Annotated in this window: 15 protein-coding genes; 12 read left to right on the forward strand and 3 right to left on the reverse strand. The window is 66.3% G+C overall.

Annotation, left to right across the window (positions count from 1 at the left end; all coding sequences use genetic code 11):
* Window positions 1–31 precede the first annotated feature (31 nt).
* The 12 genes from QRN07_RS13090 to QRN07_RS13145 all read left to right on the forward strand — a co-directional run bounded on the left by QRN07_RS13090 (window position 32) and on the right by QRN07_RS13145 (window position 14,312).
* The gene (locus QRN07_RS13090; protein ID WP_285241248.1) at window positions 32–487 is read left to right on the forward strand and encodes a GNAT family N-acetyltransferase; all 456 of its coding nucleotides are present in this window, start codon (window positions 32–34) and stop codon (window positions 485–487) included.
* A 63-nt stretch (window positions 488–550) separates the two neighbouring features.
* Complete coding sequence (locus QRN07_RS13095) at window positions 551–1,756, forward strand: FAD-dependent monooxygenase (protein ID WP_050686870.1); 1,206 nt, start codon at window positions 551–553, stop codon at window positions 1,754–1,756.
* 272 nt (window positions 1,757–2,028) lie between these two features.
* Window positions 2,029–3,465, forward strand: coding sequence for a GH32 C-terminal domain-containing protein (locus QRN07_RS13100; RefSeq protein ID WP_285241249.1), 1,437 nt, complete (start codon window positions 2,029–2,031; stop codon window positions 3,463–3,465).
* A 50-nt stretch (window positions 3,466–3,515) separates the two neighbouring features.
* A complete protein-coding gene (locus QRN07_RS13105; RefSeq protein ID WP_056599498.1) occupies window positions 3,516–4,853 on the forward strand; it encodes an ABC transporter substrate-binding protein in 1,338 nt (445 codons plus the stop codon).
* 46 nt (window positions 4,854–4,899) lie between these two features.
* Window positions 4,900–5,778, forward strand: a complete 879-nt coding sequence (locus tag QRN07_RS13110) for a carbohydrate ABC transporter permease (RefSeq protein WP_050686875.1) — start codon at window positions 4,900–4,902, stop codon at window positions 5,776–5,778.
* Window positions 5,778–6,680: a carbohydrate ABC transporter permease gene (locus tag QRN07_RS13115; RefSeq protein WP_285241250.1), complete on the forward strand. Its 903-nt coding sequence runs from the start codon at window positions 5,778–5,780 to the stop codon at window positions 6,678–6,680. Before QRN07_RS13110 ends, QRN07_RS13115 begins: the two co-directional genes overlap by 1 nt.
* Window positions 6,681–6,718: 38 nt before the next feature.
* The gene (locus QRN07_RS13120; protein ID WP_285241251.1) at window positions 6,719–7,798 is read left to right on the forward strand and encodes a LacI family DNA-binding transcriptional regulator; all 1,080 of its coding nucleotides are present in this window, start codon (window positions 6,719–6,721) and stop codon (window positions 7,796–7,798) included.
* A gap of 20 nt (window positions 7,799–7,818) precedes the next feature.
* On the forward strand, window positions 7,819–8,694 hold the full coding sequence (locus tag QRN07_RS13125) for a serine hydrolase domain-containing protein (protein ID WP_285241252.1): 876 nt from the start codon (window positions 7,819–7,821) through the stop codon (window positions 8,692–8,694).
* A 361-nt stretch (window positions 8,695–9,055) separates the two neighbouring features.
* On the forward strand, window positions 9,056–10,648 hold the full coding sequence (locus tag QRN07_RS13130; protein ID WP_050686882.1) for a glycoside hydrolase family 68 protein: 1,593 nt from the start codon (window positions 9,056–9,058) through the stop codon (window positions 10,646–10,648).
* Window positions 10,649–10,762: 114 nt separating this feature from the next.
* Window positions 10,763–12,730, forward strand: a complete 1,968-nt coding sequence (locus QRN07_RS13135) for a glycoside hydrolase family 32 protein (protein WP_056599489.1) — start codon at window positions 10,763–10,765, stop codon at window positions 12,728–12,730.
* A 107-nt stretch (window positions 12,731–12,837) separates the two neighbouring features.
* A complete protein-coding gene (locus tag QRN07_RS13140; protein WP_056599486.1) occupies window positions 12,838–13,347 on the forward strand; it encodes an RNA polymerase sigma factor in 510 nt (169 codons plus the stop codon).
* Window positions 13,348–13,349: 2 nt separating this feature from the next.
* Window positions 13,350–14,312 carry a hypothetical protein gene (locus tag QRN07_RS13145; RefSeq protein WP_056599483.1) on the forward strand — a complete coding sequence of 321 codons (963 nt, stop codon included), beginning with the start codon at window positions 13,350–13,352 and terminating at the stop codon, window positions 14,310–14,312.
* 76 nt (window positions 14,313–14,388) lie between these two features.
* Here the strand turns inward: QRN07_RS13145 and QRN07_RS13150 are convergent, their stop codons facing one another.
* The 3 genes from QRN07_RS13150 to QRN07_RS13160 form a co-directional block, all read right to left on the reverse strand.
* Window positions 14,389–15,528 (reverse strand): bifunctional 2-methylcitrate synthase/citrate synthase, encoded by a 1,140-nt coding sequence (locus QRN07_RS13150; protein WP_056599480.1) that lies wholly within the window; start codon window positions 15,526–15,528, stop codon window positions 14,389–14,391.
* A 62-nt stretch (window positions 15,529–15,590) separates the two neighbouring features.
* Window positions 15,591–16,496 (reverse strand): methylisocitrate lyase, encoded by a 906-nt coding sequence (gene prpB / locus QRN07_RS13155; protein ID WP_056599477.1) that lies wholly within the window; start codon window positions 16,494–16,496, stop codon window positions 15,591–15,593.
* Window positions 16,497–18,017: an MmgE/PrpD family protein gene (locus QRN07_RS13160; protein ID WP_285241253.1), complete on the reverse strand. Its 1,521-nt coding sequence runs from the start codon at window positions 18,015–18,017 to the stop codon at window positions 16,497–16,499.
* Window position 18,018: the final 1 nt, after the last annotated feature.

Raw genomic sequence — 18,018 nt, forward strand, 5'->3', positions numbered from 1 at the left:
CCAGGCCGGTCTGTTGCGGTTGAATGGCCGTATGCTTCCGGACTGGTCCCTCCGCCCCAGCCGTCCCGCCGATGCCGAATGGATCGCCGGGCTCCGCGCCGTGGTGCTCCGCCCCGACCTTGAGCGGCTGGGCCGGTTCGATCCCGTGCGGGTGCGGCAAAGGTTCCTGGCCGGCTTTGTGCCCGGCCACACCTTCGTGATCGAGGCGGACGGAACCGGCGTGGGTGCCATCGCCGTCCGCCCCGAACCCGACGGGCTGTGGGTTGAGCATTTTTACCTGGCCCCCGACCAGCAGGGCAAGGGCCTGGGCGGCGCGGTCCTGGCCGCCGTGATGGAATCACACGCCGATGGCCGGCCGTTCCGGCTCAACGTCCTGCAGGGCAGCCCGGCCCGGCGGCTCTACGAGCGCCACGGTTTTGAACTGGAGCGCGAGGACGCCGTGGATGTGTTCCTCGTGGCCCACCCGCCGGAGAATACGCTTTATTGATTCCGGTCCACGTGCCTTTATCCAATTCACGCACGCCCCCCTCCCCCTGAAAATCGAGGAATTATGCCCGGACCACGAGTCCTGATCGCCGGAGCAAGCATTGCCGGACCCGCGCTGGCGTTTTGGCTGCACCGGTATGGCTTCGAGCCCACAGTTGTGGAGCGCGCCCCGGAACTGCGGCGGGGCGGGCAAAACGTCGACGTCCGCGGGGCCGGCCGGGAAGTCTCGCGGCGCATGGGCCTCGAGGACAGCATCCGGGCCGCAACCACCGGGGAAGTGGGCACGCGGTTCCTGGGCCCCGGGGGGCAAACAGTGGCGGAGTTCCCGGCCGGAACCTCAGATTCAGGGGGCGCCACGGCGGAACTGGAAATCCTGCGCGGCGACCTGGCGGAAATCCTCGTCGACTGCACCCAACCCAACACTGACTACCGCTTCCGCGACAGCATCACCGGCATCCGGGACGACGGTGATGGCGTCACGGTCAGCTTCGAAAACTCCCCCGACGAACGATTCGACCTGGTGGTCGCGGCTGACGGCATCGGCTCCGGCACCCGGCAGCTGGCGTTCGGGGACGAAGCCGAAATCCGCCCCCTGGGCCTGGAGATCACCTACGCCACCATCCCGCGGACCGCCGCCGACGACGACTGGTGGCGCTGGTACAACGCCCCCGGCGGGCGGTCCGTCACCTTACGGCCTGACAGCCAAGGCACCATCCGCGCCACTCTGAACCGCATTACCGACAAGGGCCGCCGGGAAGCCGGCTCCCGCACCCTGGAGCAGCAGCGAGCCAGGCTGCGTGCGCAGTTCGGCGACGCCGGCTGGGAAACGGGGCGTATCCTTGCCGCGCTTGACGACGCCGATGACCTGTATTTTGAATCAGTCGGCCAGGTGCTCGCCCCACGGTGGTCGAACGGACGGGTGGCCTTGCTGGGTGATGCGGCGTACTGCGCCTCACCGGTCAGCGGAATGGGGACAAGCCTGGCGATCACCGGGGCCTACGTCCTCGCGGGCGAACTTGCAGCACACCGCCACCACCTGGACGCGTTCGCCGGGTACGAACGGATCATGCGCCCGTACGTGAATCAGGCGCAGCAGTTGCCGCCGGGCACGCCACGCGCCGCCAACCCAAAAAGCCGGCTGGGCATTGCCGTGTTTGGCCTGGCCCTGAAGATTGCCGCGACTCCGTTCGCAGGCAGGGTGGGCAGCCGGCTCTTTACGCCTCCTGCGGACAAGATCGAGCTGCCGGACTACAGCCACTTGGAAGTCTGACCGCGGCCCTGCCAGCCCGCCCTGCCGCAGCAGCGCCCGGCCGTAAACGAGCACGCCCGCACCACACCACCAGCCCCGAGCGAACTCCCGGACGGCGGTTCCAGGAGAGGGTGGCGGCTCCGATCCCGGCTGCGCAGACAGCGTCTTGATCAAGCGTTTAATCAGCCCGACTTCAGGGCCCAAAAGAAATTTGCTAAAACGCTTGATCAAACTTGGGCCCGGCGCTAGCCTTTGAGTGATCAAACGCTTTAGCAGAATGGACGTCAGCGCCGATGAATCATCCAGTCTTTTTCCAGCCCGCCGATGGATGGGTGGGAGACCTTATCCCGTTCGAGAAGGACGGCGAATTCTGGCTCTTTTACCTTCACGAGGTCCGCACCGATCCCAAGCCCGGGACGGCCTGGCACCTGGTCACCACCAAGGACCTTACGCAGTTCCAGGACCACGGCGTATCGCTCCCCCATGGCAGCAGCACGGACCTGGACTTCAACGCCTACACCGGCAGCATCGTGCTGGACGACGCGGGAGTCCACCACGTCTTTTACACCGGGCAGAACCCGGACAACCTGGGACCGGACGGCCTGCCGCTGCAGCTGGCCATGCACGCCACCAGCACTGACGGAATGCGGACCTGGGTCAAGCACCCGGAGCTGACATTCGGGGCACCTGCCGGCTATGAACCCGGCGACTGGCGCGATCCCTTTGTGTTCCGCGACGGCAGCCAGGGTCCGTGGCGGATGCTGCTGGCAGCACGGCACGGGTCCGGCCCCGGGCGCCGCCGCGGCGTCATCGCCCAGTGCGTCTCCGACGACCTGCTCACGTGGCGGCACACCGAACCGTTCTGGGACCCGCGCCGCTACATCACCCACGAATGCCCCGACGTGTTTGCCTGGGGCGGCTGGTGGTACATGGTCTACTCCGAATTCTCCGAAAGCTTCACCACCCGGTACCGGATGGCCACCAGCCCCGACGGTCCGTGGACCGTGCCGGAGCAGGACAGCATCGACGGCCGCGCGTTCTACGCCTCAAAATCGGCGGCCCGGGACGGCCGGCGATTCCTTTTCGGCTGGATCGCCAGCAAGGAAGGAAACCACGACGCCGGACCCTGGCAGTGGGCGGGCACCATGGCCGTCCTGGAGATGCGCCAGAACGTCGACGGGACGCTGGGATTCGGCCTCGCCGACGAGGTGGTGGAAAGCTTCTGGGACGAGGTCCCCGTAACTTTCGACCGCGCGCTGCCAGCCCGGCTCGACGTACCGGACGGCTACGAGGCGCTCGTTTCGGGCCAGGACCTGCCCGCCCAGTTCTACGCGAAGGCGGTCCTGGACATCGCCGCCGGCACCACCGAATGCGGCCTCCTGCTGCGGGCCGGCGCGGACGGCGACCACTCCTACGTCCTGCGCCTGGAACCGAAGCGTGGCCGGCTGGTCTTTGACCGGTGGCCGCGGACCCGCACCGGCGACGCCCAATGGCAGGTCTCGGGCGACGTGCCTTTCGCGCTGGAACTGGAGCGACCCTGCAGGCTCAGCGCCGGACTCCACACCCTGGAGGTGGTTGTTGATGGCGACCTCTGCGTGGCCACCGTGGACGGCCAGGTGGCCCTGAGCACCAGAATCTACGACCTGCCCACAGGACGGATCGGCGTGTTTGCCGGCGAAGGTTCCGTCACCGTCACCGACTTTGAAGTGCGCCGGCGCACCAACAACTGAAGACCCGCACCCCACCCCACCCTCCGTTCCAATCAAGGGAGATTGCCGCAATGAAGAAACTGTTCCGCGCTGCCGCCGTCGCAGCCGCCACCGCCCTGGCCCTGACTGCCTGCGGGGGTGGCGGTAGTTCCGCCGACCCCGCCAACGTAGCGCCCACCGGTGAGATCAAACCCCGCGAAATATCGTGGCTGCTGTCCCGGCCCGCCGATGGCGCCGTCATCAACATCATGAAGAAGCTCGCCGATGACTACGCCAAGGACCACCCGGGGTTCGAGCTGAACCTCATCACCACCCCGGACCGGCCGTCCTACATCCAGAAACTGGAAACCCTGGCCGCAGCCAACAAACTCCCGGAATTGTTCGACACCGACGCCACCCCCTTCGCCCAGCAGCTGGCCGGGCAGGGCAAGATGGTCGACGCCGAAAAGCTGCTGAAGTCATTGGACCTCTACGACAGCTACCGCCCCGGCGCCCTGGACTACCAGCGGTTCGACGACGGCTCCCTCTTTATGATCCCGTTCCAGTTCGAGCTCGAATTTATCTGGTACAACAAGGCACTGCTGCAAAAGGCGGGCGTCTCCGTGCCCACCTCGCTGGACGATATTCCGGCCATGTGCACCGCGTTGCGCAGCGCGGGGATCACCCCGATCGCCATTGACGGCCAGGACCAGTGGCCGCTGGAGCGCTATGTGGCGTACCAGCCGTTCCGGGAAGCCGGACCGGACTTTGTCCAGCAGCTGAAGAAGGGCGACGCCGCCTTTGCGGATGCAGCCGGACAGAAAACCGTCAACTGGATGGCAGACCTGGGCAAGGCGGACTGCTTCCAGGAGGGCTTCTCCGCCCAGGGCTACTCCGACGCGCAGAACCTGTTCACCAACGGTGAGGCGGCGATGTACAACATCGGAACCTGGGAGCTGCCCAGCCTCGCCACGGACAAGCTAAACCCGGCAGTCCGCGACGACATCGACTTCTTCACCCTGCCCACCACCAGCGGATCGGCGACGGCGGCCAACGAGTTCGTCTCCCCCTCCGGCATCGGCATGGCCGTGAACACCAAGACCTACGACCCGCTGGTAAGCGACTTCCTGAAATTCGCACTGCAGAAGTACCCCGCCGAATACGCCGCCACCGGCGCACTGTCGCCCACCACCGACGTCGAAACCGCCGTTCCCGCCAACGCCACCCCGCTGTACAAAAAAGCGCTGGAGCAGGCCAACAACCTCGGCGCCAAGCAGGCCATGCCGTGGGACACCCAGCTGGACCCCACCACCAACGGCAGGCTGCAGCAGGAACTCGTCCTCCTGGTCCAGGGCGACATCACCCCCGCCCAGTTCACCGAAACCATGGACAAGGCAATCGGGCAGAACGCCCCCAAGTTCTTCAAGTAACCACAGCGGCGGGGGATCATTTGGTCCCCCGCCCGAAAGGCCCGCCATGCTTCCCAACAGGTCACGGACCTCGGTCCTCGTCTTCCTGCTCCCGCCCCTGCTGCTCTACTGCGCAGCCGTCCTTTTTCCCATCCTCCAGTCCCTGTTCCTGAGCTTCTTCTCCTGGAACGGCATCAGCGACATGGAATTCGTTGGCCTGGACAACTACGTCCGGATGTTCGTCGCCGACGATATCTTCTGGCGCGCTTTCCTCAACGCCCTGGTCTACCTGGCCATCTGCCTGGTCCTGCAGCTGGGCGGGGCCCTGGTGGTGGCCAGCCTGCTCACGTCCCTGCGACGGGGCCGGGAGCTCATCAAAACGCTCTACCTGCTTCCCGCCGTGATCTCCACCGTCGCCATCGCCTTCCTGTTTGTCCGGATCTACTCGATCGACCCCGTGGGGCTGCTGAACCAGCTGCTGCACTGGATCGGGCTCGGCAGCCTAGAGCGGCCCTGGCTCTCGGACGTCAACACCGTCCTGGCCGCCGTCTCCGCACCGGAGGGTTGGCGCTTCACCGGGCTGTACATGCTCATCATCTACGCCGCGCTGATCGCCGTCCCCAAGGAACTCGAGGAAGCGGCCGTCCTGGACGGCGCCTCGAAGTGGACCCTGTTCACCAAAATCCGGTTCCCGTACATCCGGCCCGTCTGGATCACCACCACCATCATGGCAACCACGTACGGGCTCCGCGGCTTCGACATCCCTTACCTGATGACCAACGGCGGGCCCGGCCAATCCTCCGAGCTGTTGACCACCTACATGTACAAAACGGCGTTCACCAGCACCGACTTCGGCTATGCCAGCACCATCTCCGTCTTCATCGTGATCGAGTGCCTCGTCGCCGTCGGCCTCATCCTTTTCCTGCTCAAGCGGAAGGCAGACTAATGATCGCCCAGACCAGCCCGGCCGCCCCACCCACCATCCGGCCGCCCAGCCCCGTCGCCGTGCGCCGGCGCCGCAAACCGAGCCTTTCCCGCACCCTGTCCCGCGTGCTGATCATGCTCATCATCATCGTCCAGGTGTACCCCCTCGCCTGGCTGTTCCTGACCAGCCTGCGCACCGAACAGGACTTCGCCTCCGGGGATCCGTTCGCCTTGCCAAGCTCGCTGACCTGGGAGAACTACGCCAGGGCATTCGAGACAGGGGACCTGGGCAGGAACATCCTGAACAGCTTCATTGTCACCATGGGCGCCAACATCCTGATTGTCCTGTTCGGCATGATGGCCGCCTACGCCCTCCAGGTCCTCGGTTTTCGGCACAGCAGGATCATCCGGGGCCTCTTTATGGTCGGAATCATCGTCCCGGTCCAGATTGCCCTGGTGCCGCTGTTCATCGACTACTCCGCCGTGAACCTGCTGGACACCTACCAGTCCATGATCATCCCGCTCGCCGGGTTCTCCCTGCCCATGTCCATCTACCTCTTCTCCTCATTCTTCGAATACATCCCCCGCGAAACCTATGAGGCCGCGTCCCTGGACGGCGCCGGCCCGTACCGGATCTTCGGGCTCATCACGCTGCCGCTGTCCGTAAACACTGTGGTCACCGTGGTGCTGGTCAACAGCATCTTCATCTGGAACGACTTCATCTTCGCCAACACCTTTGTCCTGTCCGAGGACCTCAAGACCATTCCGCTGGGGCTGCAGAACTACATCGGGGCCATGGGCAAAGTCGACTGGACTGCCACCTTTGCCGCCGTCTGCGTCACCATCACCCCCCTGCTGCTGGTGTTCCTGGTCCTGAACAAGGCCATGATCCAGGGCCTGGAGAGCGGGGCGAACAAGGGATGAGTCCCACAACTGACGGATATACTCCTGACGGAGGGCAGATGATTTCAGAGACGAAAAGTTCCGGTGAGCCGGCCCCCTTGCCGCGCCCGGTCCAGCCGCCGGAACGCAGCCACCCCGCAACCCTCCGGGAAGTCGCGGAGGCCGCCGGGGTCTCCACCGCCACCGTCTCCCTGGTGGTGAACAGAAAAAAAGGGGCTCGGATCGCGGAAGAAACCCGCCAGCGCGTGAAGGACGCCATCCGGGCGCTCGGCTACCGCCCCAACGCGATGGCCAAGAACCTGGTCAGCGGCACCTCACGCTTCATCGGCCTGGTGGCGGACGGCGTCGCCACCACCCCGTTCGCCGGCCAGATCATCCACGGCGCCCAGGATGAGGCCTGGAAGCACGGGTACGCGTTGCTGATCGCCAACACCGAAGGCAACACCGAGCTTGAGCAGGACGCAATCGCCATGATGCTTGAGTACAAGGTGCGCGGCATCCTCTACTCCACCTGGTTCCACAGGGCCACCAGCATCCCGGAATCGCTCCGCGAAGCGGAGTTTGTGCTGGTCAACTGCTTCTCGGAGGAACCCGGCACACGTGCGGTGGTCCCCGACGAGGAGCAGGGCGGCCGCTCAGCCACGGACATCCTGGTGGGCCACGGCCACCGCCGGATCGCCTTTATCAACGCCACCATCCCGGCTCCGGCCAAGGACGGCCGGCTGAAGGGATACCGCGATGCCCTGGCGGCTGCGGGCATCCCGTTCGATCCCGAGCTGGTGCTGGAGGCCTACCCGGACCAGGAGGGCGGCTACCGCGCCACGGCCGGGCTCCTGGCACGGGGCGTCACGGCCGTGTACTGCTACAACGACCGTATGGCCATGGGCCTCTATGACGGGCTGCGCGAACGCGGCCTGTCCATCCCCGACGACATGGCAGTGGTTGGTTTCGACAACCAGGAAGTGATCGCCGCGCACCTGCGCCCGCCGCTGTCCACGGTGTCCCTTCCCCACTACGAGCTGGGGGCCGCCGGCGTGCGGATCCTGCTGGGCATCGACGAAGCTCCGGCCGAGGCACCGGCCAGGATCCACTGCCCGCCGGTGGAACGCACTTCGGTGCGGGCGCAGGCCCACGCCTGACCGGACAGGAGACCAGCCAGATGCCAACCGCCGCCGCAGTCCTCGGCTCCGTTGTGGCCGCCGTGGACGCGGAAGGCCTGGGTGCCTACGGCGTCCACGTCCTGGTGGGTGACCAGGCGGCACAGCACCGGTGGCGCAGTGATGACCGGGTCAATATCTACTCGGCGTCAAAAGGAGTGTGCGCGCTGGCCGTGGGCATGGCGGTCGACGGCGGCCTCCTGACCCTGGATTCCCGGGTGCCGGAACTGCTGCCGGGCATGGTCCTGGGGCCCGGCGTCGAACACGTCACCGTGGGGCACCTGCTCACAATGACCAGCGGCATCGATTTCGCGTGGTTCGGTCACGAGCCCGCTCCCTGGCCGGACCTCGGCCAGGAAATGCTGCGCAGGCCGGCCCCCGGAACCGGAACCGCCTTCCAGTACTCGGATGCCAGCACCTACGTGGCAATGCGCCTGCTCGGCGCCGTGGTGGGCGATGTCCGCGACTGGCTCCAGCCGCGGCTGTTTGACCCGCTGGGCATCCACAACCCCCAGTGGCACCGCTGTCCGAAGGGGTGGATCGTCGGCGGTTCCGGACTGGAACTGCGCACGGAAGAACTCGCGCGGATCGCCCGGCTGCTCCGCGACGGCGGCCGGTGGGACGGACGCCACCTGGTCAGCTCCGCGTGGATCGAACGGATGCATTCCCACTGGGTGGACACCGGCGGCGGACCGCCCTACCAGCGGTACGGCCTGGCCGTCTGGGACGGCCCCGGCGGCAGCTGGCGGCTGGACGGCAAGTACGGCCAGTACGTCATCGTGGACGCAGCCCGGAACGCCGTCATCACCATTACCGCACACGAGGAAACCCGGGACCACAGGCTAGCGGAGATCGCGGCGCAGGCGCTCGGCGGCTGAGCCTGCGCCACCCGCAACGGACCGTCCGGACCCCAATTTCCGGAGATGCCTGACATATTTGACTCCTTCCGGCGGCTCATGCAACGCGCGCAGGATTTTAATGTAAGCGCTTACATTTTGTGATCGCTAACGCCGGAATTCCGCCGGGTAAAGAGGTTTGAACCCCTTCCGCAACTCTGCCTAGGGTGTTGACAGGCGCAGCACAGGGATTCCCCAGCCGCCTCTGCGAAGGGCACAACGACCCTTCACCCCACAACGAAGGCGTCCCGGCGGCAGCTCTTTGTCTTGGGGATGCCGGAGTTCTGGAACCGGGCACCAGCCCTTCTTCCACCCATGGCAACAAACCCCCGAGAAGAGCATCATGCTTACGCACCCCAACAAACCCCACCGGCTCCGGAAACGGTCAGCCGCAGCGACACTGGTGGCGGCCTTCGCCGTCACCACGTTCCTCGCCGTACCGGCCGCCCAGGCCAACGAGCCGTCAGACCCGCCGGCAAGCCAGCAGATGCCGGCCCCGGCGCCGGGCTTCCCCCTCCCCACCGGGCATTCCCAGCAGGCGTTCGACCCGGCGTCGGACTTCACCTCCAAGTGGACCCGTGCCGACGCCAAGCAGATCATGGCGCAAAGCGACCCCGCGGTTGCCCCCGGCGTGAACTCCATGAGCCCTGACGTGACCATGCCGGAAATCCCCGAGGATTTCCCCACCATGAACGACGACGTCTGGGTGTGGGACACCTGGTCGCTGACCGACGAGAACGCCAACCAGATCAGCTACAAGGGCTGGGACGTCATTTTCTCGCTGGTGGCCGACCGGCACGCCGGGTACGGCTTCGACCAGCGCCACTGGAACGCCCGGATCGGGTACTTCTTCCGCAAAACCAACGCCGACCCGGCAGAAAAGTGGAACTACGGCGGCCACGTCTTCGCTGACGGCGCGTCGATCGGCAACACCGAATGGTCGGGCTCCACCCGCCTGATGCAGGGCAACCAGGTCAACGTCTTCTACACCGCCACCACGTTCTACGACGTGGCCGAGCGCAACGCGGGCGGCGGCGGCATCGCCCCGGATGCGGCGATCGCGAAGGCGCTGGGCAAAATTCACGCCGACAAGAACGGCGTCACGTTCGACGGCTTTGAACACACCAAGCTGCTGGAACCGGACGGCAAGATGTACCAGAACAAGGCGCAGAACCCCGGCTTCGCGTTCCGTGACCCGTACACCTTCGCCGACCCGGCGCACCCCGGCAAGACGTTTATGGTGTTCGAAGGAAACACCGGCGGCACCCGCGGCGACTACAAGTGCAAGGCTGAAGACCTGGGCTACCGCCCAGGTGACGCGCAGGCCGAATCGGTGGCTGAAGTCAACAGCGCCGGCGCCTACTTCCAGACCGCCAATGTGGGCCTGGCCGTGGCGGATAACAAGGACCTCACCAAGTGGTCGTTCCTGCCGCCCATCCTGTCCGCCAACTGCGTGAACGACCAGACTGAGCGCCCCCAGATCTTCATCCAGAATGAAGGCGGGAAAAACAAGTACTACCTCTTCACCATCAGCCACCAGTTCACGTACGCAGCCGGAATGCGCGGCCCCGACGGCGTGTACGGCTTCGTGGGCAACGGCATCCGCTCCGACTACCAGCCAATGAACAACAGCGGCCTGGCGCTTGGCTCCCCCACGGACCTGAACCTTCCGTCGGAATCCCCCGAGGCTCCCACGCCCAACCAGAACGGCCGGCAGTTCCAGGCGTACTCGCACTACGTCCAGCCCGGCGGCCTGGTGCAGTCGTTCATCGACAACGTCAACGGCGTGCGGGGCGGGTCCCTCTCCCCCACCGTCAAGATCAACTTCCGTGACGGCGTCTCACAAGTGGACCGCAGCTTCGGCAAAAACGGCCTGGGCCCCTTCGGCTACCTGCCCACCAACCTCAAAGTCGGCGGCAAGGGCCTCTACAAGTAAGCCTGCCCGGCGGACTGCTGCCTGACGCACCGGCCCGCACACCGGAAGGAGCGGGGACCCCCTCAAGGCGGCCCCGCTCCTTTGCCGGTACCGGCCTCACCCCGAACGGTCCCGATGCCCAAGAATTGGCTCCCCTCCCCCGCCACCGCCACGCGCAGCACCTGGCTGGCCGTGGCGCTGTCCCTCAGCATCCTGCTGGTGGGGCTGCTGGCATTCCTGCCCCGCACCGGAACACCTGATGCCGGCCAGGAAAGCGCCGAAACTGCCCTTGGGAGTGTCGCAGCAGCCCAGGCCGGCCTCAAAGCCTCCCGGGACGCCTACGGGACGTACTGGCTGGCGGGCGGCGACCGGACCCTGGAGGCCGGCGGCCCCGTCGACCCGGCCGGCGCGGAGGACCTGCGCAGCATCAGCTGCGCGGACGGCTGGGTCGCCGCGGCACGGACCAACGGCAGGTATTTTGTACGGTCCAGCGAAGACGGCACAACGCGCCAGGCAGGGGAACGGGAGATCAGCAGGCCTGACTGCATCACCCCCGAGGCAACGGCGGCGATGCTCGCCGATCTGGGCAAAACGGACCCACCGGCCACCCCCGCGGCTGTTCCGGAGCGTCCCGCCGGAGCGTCCCCGCACCGCCCGGCGTACCACATCACTCCCGGACAGGACTGGATGAACGATCCCCAGCGGCCCTTTTTCCTGGCCGGGCGCTGGCATTACTACTACCTCTACAACGCCGACTACCCGGAAGGCAACGGCACCGAGTGGTACCACCTCACCAGCACCGACCTGGTGACCTGGCAGGACGAGGGCGTTGCCATCCCCAAGTACAAAAATGGACTGGGCGACATTGAGACCGGCAGCACGGTGGTGGATTACAACAACACCGCCGGGTTCGGGGAGGGCGCCGTGATCGCCGTCCTGACGCAGCAGGACCAGGGCGTCCAGCGGCAGTCGCTGTTCCACTCAACCGACGGCGGCTACAGCTTCACCGCCTTTGACGCCAATCCCGTCATGGAAAATCCCGGTGAAACCCACTGGCGGGATCCCAAAATCATCCGGGACGAGGCCAACGGGCAATGGCTGATGACGTTGGCCGAGGGTGGAAAACTGGGCATCTACACCTCGACGGACCTCAAGTCCTGGCGGTACACCTCCAGCGTTGAACTGCCCGGCCTGGGCACGCTGGAATGCCCGGATCTTTTCCAGCTCGATCTCGACGGCGACCCAGCCAAAAGAACCTGGGTCCTGGCTGCCAGCGGCAACGGCGCCGGAGAAGGCGGCACCACCGGCGTGGCCTACTGGACCGGCGGCTGGGACGGGACCACTTTCACCCCCGCTGGCAACGGGCACCAGTGGCTGGATGCCGGCTCCGACTTCTACGCGGCCGTGACCTGGGACGACCCCCGGCTGACGGAAGGCCAGCGGATGCAGTCCCGCCAGGCCATCGGTTGGGTCAACAACTGGGATTACGCCCGGAAACTGCCCACCGCTGACTGGCACGGCGGAATGGACTCCATAGTCCGCGACCTCCGGCTCAAAACCGTCAGGGGCAAACCGACTCTGGTTTCCACGCCGGCCCGGGCGCTGGCCGGGCTTGAGGGCCCTCCCGTTACGTCGGGGCCGGCAGCCATCACCCCGGACGGAACGGCCGGCCTGCCCGCCGTGAACGGCAGCGCCTACCGGTTGGACCTGACCCTGGAAGCCGACGGCGGCCGCGAAACGGGTGCCGGCGACGCCACGGCACTGCTCCAACTTGGCCGCGGGGAGGCCGTCTACGCCACCATCGGCTACGACTTCGCCGCGGGGACGGCTTCCGTCAGCCGGAAACAGCCAGCCGACGGGACCAACCTGGGCCGGCTGTTCACGGAACGCCGGACCGCCCGGGCACCGGCCCGGGACGGCAGCGTGGACCTGACGGTTTTTGTGGACCATTCCTCCGTCGAGGTCTTTGTCAACGGAGGCGAACAGGCCCTGACGTCGCTGGTGTTTCCCGGGGCCGGCGTGGAGTCCATCAACCTTGTCTCCGACGGGCCGGGGCTGGCCCTCAGGAACGCACGGTACGCCTCGCTCGGCGCCCCAGGCTGACGTTTTCGAATCCGTCGGAATTGAAATCCGAGCACTGTAACCGGAACGGTCCGGCCGGAAACTATACGGTTGCAAGCAGAACCAAAATGTGAACTTCAGGGGGGATCGTGCTTTCAGAGCGCGAGTTGGCGTTTATCGCCTTGTATAAGGACAGCTATCCAAGGATTTACCAATTCGTCCTAAGGCGGGTGGATGAAGCGGAGCTTGCCGAAGAGCTGGCGGCGGACGTTTTTCGGGTCGCCTGGCAAAAGTGGGACGAGCAGGCCGGCCTGGAGATTCCGTGGCTTTTCAGCGTGGCCCGCAACCTGATCGGCAACGCATACCGCGGACGCGACCGGCAGAAGGCTCTGCAGAGCAAGCTTATGGCCACCGCCGCGGGACCGTTCACGAATCAGGATGGCAGCACGCCCGTCGAGGACGCCCTGGCAGCGCTGCGGGAAAAGGACCGGGATATCCTCCAACTGGCGTACTGGGACGGGCTGAGCATGGCGGAAATTTCGCAGGTTCTGCAGTGCACCCCGGCATCGGCCAAGGTGCGGCTTCACAGGGCAAGGGCAGCGTTCCGCCGGCTTATGCCCGCCCTCGCGGGAACCTTCGAACAGAAAGTGAGTGCCTAGCCGTGGATGACATCAGGAAACTCATTGCAGGTGCTGACCCCCTCGGCCAGGACTCCGCCACTCCGGACCCTGAGGACGCCCTGCGCTCCATGTTGTCGCGCCTTGAGGCTTCCCCCGACCGCGTGTATCCCAACATCCCAACGCTGGCTGAGCGGCGGAAACGCCGCGGCAGGATCACCGGGTTTGCTGCGATGGCCGCGGCGGCAGCAACTGCCGGCGTCCTGCTATCCCTGAACCTCGGACCCATCGTGGCGGCACCGGAGCCGGCAAACACCTCCGCCGCCACCCCGTCCGCGACTCCCCGCGCCAGTGCAACGGCCAGCACACCCCCGGAACCCACAGTGCCGGCATCATCGTCCCAACCGGCCCCTGCGCCCAGCACCGCTGCGCCCTCCCCTGCCGCGGAACCCACGCCGCCCGCCGCTGCCTGGGGAAGGTTCTCAAGTCCCGCTGCCGGGCTGTCCTTCGATGTCCCGGCCGGCTGGACTGCCTTGGATGTGCCTGCCGGCGCCCCCGGTTACCCCGCAGCGGGTGTGCAGGTGCGGGATGGAACCGGAAAAACGGTGGCGGACCTGTACTACGGCGTGGGAGGCGGCCGCGGGGGTTCCTGCGGCCCCGAAGCCTATACGGCCACGGAATTGGACTCCGCGCCCTACGCCGCGGCCTGGGACTCTGGCGCGGGGGTCAGGTTCTCCTACCGCGTCCTCGACCGGACGTCAGTTGGCGGCGGGCTCACCTACCAGGCGGGCCTGGTTGACAGGGACACCGGCCGGCTGAGCACCAGCTGCCTGATGTACTCCGGGGTCACAGCGGCGCCGGGTGGTACGTTGACCTTCGGCGACCGGGCATACAACACCCCCGATGAGCCGGTCTTCCGGACCATGGCCGACGCAATCGCGTACATGGCCACCGCCGAGTACCGGAACCTGAAGCAGATGGTCCTGAGCCTCAGCCTGTCCCAGTAGCAGGACTCACGACGACGGCGGCGGGCCACCATCCAAGGTGACCCACCGCCGTCGGGCTCCCGCAGCCGGCGCGGCCCTACGGAAGGTGCCGTTCCGCCGGGCCGTTGTATTCGCTCAGCGGCCGGATCAGCGAGTTTGATTCGAGCTGCTCCATGATGTGCGCGGTCCAGCCGGTGATCCTGCTGGCCACAAACAGCGGGGTGAAGGTGTGGGTGTCGAACCCCATGAGGTGGTACGTGGGCCCTGCCGGGTAATCCAGGTTCGGCTTGATCGCCTTGGCTTCGTCCATTGCCGTTTCCAGGCCCTGGTACAGCCCCAGCAGCTCGGGCCGGCCATAGTGCGCGATCATTTTGTCCAGGGCCGTCTTCATGGTGGGCACGCGGGAGTCCCCGTGCTTGTAGACGCGGTGGCCGAAGCCCATGACCTTCTTTTTTTGGGCCAGGGCGTCCTCCATCCATGCCTTGGCACGGGCAGCAGCCTCCTCGAGGGGTTCGTCCGGGCGGATGCCGATCTCGTCGAAGGTGTGCATCACGGCCTCGTTGGCGCCGCCGTGCAGCGCGCCCTTCAGCGCCCCGATGGCACCCGTCACGGCGGAATGCAGGTCCGCGAGGGTGGAGGTGATCACCCGGGCGGTGAAGGTGGAGGCGTTGAAGGAGTGCTCGGCGTAAAGAATCATCGAGACGTTGAACGCCTCCTCCACTTCGGGGACGGCTTCCTCGCCGAAGGTCATCCACAGGAAGTTCGCGGAGTAGCCCAGGTCATCGCGCGGTTCCACCACGTCCTGGCCGTGCCGGCGGCGCTGGTCGTAGGCCACCACCGCAGGCATGGCGGCGAAGAGGTCGATCGCTTTGGCCATGTTGGCCTCGCGGGACTGGTCCTCGGCCTGCGGGTGGCGGGCGCCCAGGACCGAAGCCGCCGTCCGGCAGACGTCCATGGGGTGTGCCGATTCGGGCAACGCGTCGATCACCTGCTTCACCACGGGGTCCAGGGCCCGGCCTGCTTTCTCCCGCGCCGTGAACTGCGCCAGCTGCTCCGCGCTAGGCAGTTCCCCGTTCCACAGCAGGTAGGCCACCTCCTCGAAACTGCATCGGGCGGCGAGTTCCTGGACCGGGTACCCGCGGTACAGCAGCGAGTTGGTGTCCGAGTTGACCGCAGAGACGGAGGTGTAGTCCACCACCACGCCGGCGAGGCCTTTTTTGATGTCCTGTTCAGCCATGCTGAAACTCCTTTGTTCCTGTCGCCTGTCGGATGCCGGCCGTGGCCGGCGGTGGGTGCGGGTCAGTGCTTCCCGGGCACCTGGAAATTGAAGACCCCCGAGTCGAACCGGTTGTAGCCCTCATAGTCCACGAGGTCGTACAGCCGTGCACGGGTCAGCATGGCGCCAACCTGTGCTTCCTGCGTTCCGTCCGCCTTGATCGAGTCCAGCGTACGCTCGGCAGCGCCCATGGCACTACGGAGCAGGGTCACCGGATATATGACCATGTTCACGCCCACGCCCTGGAGCTGGGTGGTGGTGAAGAGCTCGCTTTTGCCGAATTCGGTCATGTTGGCCAGGATGGGCACGTCCACGGCGTCCCGGATGGCCTGGAACTCGGCCAGCGTGGCCATCGCTTCGGGGAAGATCGCGTCCGCACCGGCGTCCACCAGGGCTTTGGCGCGGTCCTGTGCGGCCGCAAGTCCATCAACGGCCCGGATGTCCGTGCGGGCCATGATGAGGAAATTGGGGTCCCGGCGGGAGTCCGCCGCGGCCCGGATGCGTTTGGCGGCGGTGTCCAGGTCCACCACGTTCTTCCCGTCCAGGTGCCCGCAGCGCTTGGGGTTGAACTGGTCCTCGATGTGCAGTCCGGCCAGGCCGGCGTTTTCGATTTCCTGGACCGTGCGGGCCACGTTCATGGGCTCACCAAAGCCGGTGTCAGCGTCCACGATCGCGGGCAGGTCCGTCATCCGGGCAATCTGGCCGGCGCGCGTGGCCACTTCCGTGAGGGTGGTCAGGCCGATGTCCGGCAGGCCCAGGTCGTTGGCCAGGACGGCCCCGGAGATGTAGACGCCCTCGAATCCCTTTTCTTCAATCAGCCTGGCCGAGAGCGGGTTGAACGCGCCGGGGAACTGCGCGATGGTATCCGCCGCGAGGAGCTCCCGGAACCGGATCCGTTTCTGTTCGGGGGTCACAGCCGAGTACAGCATTTAGAACAGTCCCTTGGGTGCGCCTGCGGGGTTGATGATCCCCGGTGCTGCCTCGATGTTCAGCTGGTCCAGTTCGCCGGCGGCCAGTTCGGGCAGGCGTTCGACGGCGGCGAGGAACCTGTCGATTTCGGCCTCCTCAACGAGCCCGGCGGCAAGGGTACGGAACTTGTGCACGTACTGCTCGCGGGCGAACGGCCGGGCGCCGAGCGGGTGGGCGTCGGCCACGGCGATCTGGTCAGTGATGACCGTGCCGTCGTTCAGGGTGATCTCCACGGAACCGCCGAAGGCTTTCTCATTGATATCCAGCGAGTGGTAGCGCCGGGTCCACTCCGGGTCTTCCTCGGTGGACACCTTGTGCCAGAGTTCCACGGTGTCCGGCCGGGCGGCGCGTTCGGGGGCGTAGGAATCAACGTGATGCCAGGACCCGTCCTGCAGGGCCACAGTGAAGATGTACGGGATGGAGTGGTCAAGGGTTTCCCGCGAGGCCGTTGGGGAGTACTTCTGGGGATCGTTGGCGCCGGAGCCGATCACGTAGTGCGTGTGGTGGCTGGTTTTGATGAGCACGGAGGCCACGTTGGCGGGGTCGGTGGCCTCGGGGTGTTCGCGGTTCAGTTTCCGGGCAAGGTCGATCCAGGCCTGGGCCTGGTACTCGGCGGAATGTTCCTTGGTGTAAGTATCCAGGATGGCGCGCTTCGCTTCTCCGGGTACCGGCAGCGGGACCGTGTAGGAGGCGTCCGGCCCGTCCAGCAGCCAGGCGATCACACCGTCCTCGCCCTCGTAGATGGGCACCGGCGACGTCTGGCCGCGCATGGACCTGTCCACCGCCTCGACGGCCATTTTGCCGGCGAACGCCGGGGCGTGCGCCTTCCAGGTGGAAATTTCGCCCTTGCGGGATTGCCGGGTGGCAGTGGTGGTGTGCAGGCCCTGCCCCACGGACTGGAAAATGGTCTCCACATCCAGGCCCAGGAGGGTGCCGATCCCGGCGGCCGCCGACGGGCCGAGGTGCGCCACGTGGTCGATCTTGTGCTTGTGCAGGCAAATGGCCTTCACCAGGTTCACCTGGATCTCATAGCCGGTGGCGATCGCCCTGACCAGGTCACGGCCGGAGGAGCCCACGTGCTGGCCCACGGCCAGGATCGGCGGGATGTTGTCCCCCGGGTGGGAATAGTCCGCTGCGAGGAACGTGTCGTGGTAGTCCAGTTCGCGGACCGCAACGCCGTTGGCCCACGCCGCCCATTCCGGGGAAACACGTTCCGCAATGCCAAACACCCTGGCACCCTTCCCGCCCGTACTGGGGCCGTGCGTGAGCGCCTGCGCCCTGGCCGCGACGATCGGGGCCCGGTTCAGCGACGCGATGGCCACCGAGGCATTGTCGATGATCCGGTTGATCACCATCTCCGTCACCTCCGCGCTTACCTCGACGGGATCAGCGGCAACCACGGCGATCTTGTGCGCCAGCTGGTCCTCGCGGGCAAGGCTTTCCTCGCTCCGGTAAACCCGGACGTGATGCTCCTGAACCATG

Source organism: Pseudarthrobacter sp. MEB009 (assembly GCF_030208875.1).
Taxonomy (GTDB): Bacteria; Actinomycetota; Actinomycetes; order Actinomycetales; family Micrococcaceae; genus Arthrobacter.

What these genes read in the sequence shown, in the direction of transcription:
- QRN07_RS13135 (WP_056599489.1), top strand. Translation starts at nt 10,763, where the DNA reads ATGCCCAAGAATTGGCTCCCCTCCCCCGCCACCGCCACGCGCAGCACC.
- QRN07_RS13125 (WP_285241252.1), top strand. Translation starts at nt 7,819, where the DNA reads ATGCCAACCGCCGCCGCAGTCCTCGGCTCCGTTGTGGCCGCCGTGGAC.
- QRN07_RS13090 (WP_285241248.1), top strand. Translation starts at nt 32, where the DNA reads ATGCTTCCGGACTGGTCCCTCCGCCCCAGCCGTCCCGCCGATGCCGAA.
- QRN07_RS13100 (WP_285241249.1), top strand. Translation starts at nt 2,029, where the DNA reads ATGAATCATCCAGTCTTTTTCCAGCCCGCCGATGGATGGGTGGGAGAC.
- QRN07_RS13120 (WP_285241251.1), top strand. Translation starts at nt 6,719, where the DNA reads ATGATTTCAGAGACGAAAAGTTCCGGTGAGCCGGCCCCCTTGCCGCGC.
- QRN07_RS13130 (WP_050686882.1), top strand. Translation starts at nt 9,056, where the DNA reads ATGCTTACGCACCCCAACAAACCCCACCGGCTCCGGAAACGGTCAGCC.
- QRN07_RS13115 (WP_285241250.1), top strand. Translation starts at nt 5,778, where the DNA reads ATGATCGCCCAGACCAGCCCGGCCGCCCCACCCACCATCCGGCCGCCC.
- prpB (WP_056599477.1), bottom strand. Translation starts at nt 16,496, where the DNA reads ATGCTGTACTCGGCTGTGACCCCCGAACAGAAACGGATCCGGTTCCGG.
- QRN07_RS13150 (WP_056599480.1), bottom strand. Translation starts at nt 15,528, where the DNA reads ATGGCTGAACAGGACATCAAAAAAGGCCTCGCCGGCGTGGTGGTGGAC.
- QRN07_RS13095 (WP_050686870.1), top strand. Translation starts at nt 551, where the DNA reads ATGCCCGGACCACGAGTCCTGATCGCCGGAGCAAGCATTGCCGGACCC.
- QRN07_RS13110 (WP_050686875.1), top strand. Translation starts at nt 4,900, where the DNA reads ATGCTTCCCAACAGGTCACGGACCTCGGTCCTCGTCTTCCTGCTCCCG.
- QRN07_RS13105 (WP_056599498.1), top strand. Translation starts at nt 3,516, where the DNA reads ATGAAGAAACTGTTCCGCGCTGCCGCCGTCGCAGCCGCCACCGCCCTG.
- QRN07_RS13160 (WP_285241253.1), bottom strand. Translation starts at nt 18,017, where the DNA reads ATGGTTCAGGAGCATCACGTCCGGGTTTACCGGAGCGAGGAAAGCCTT.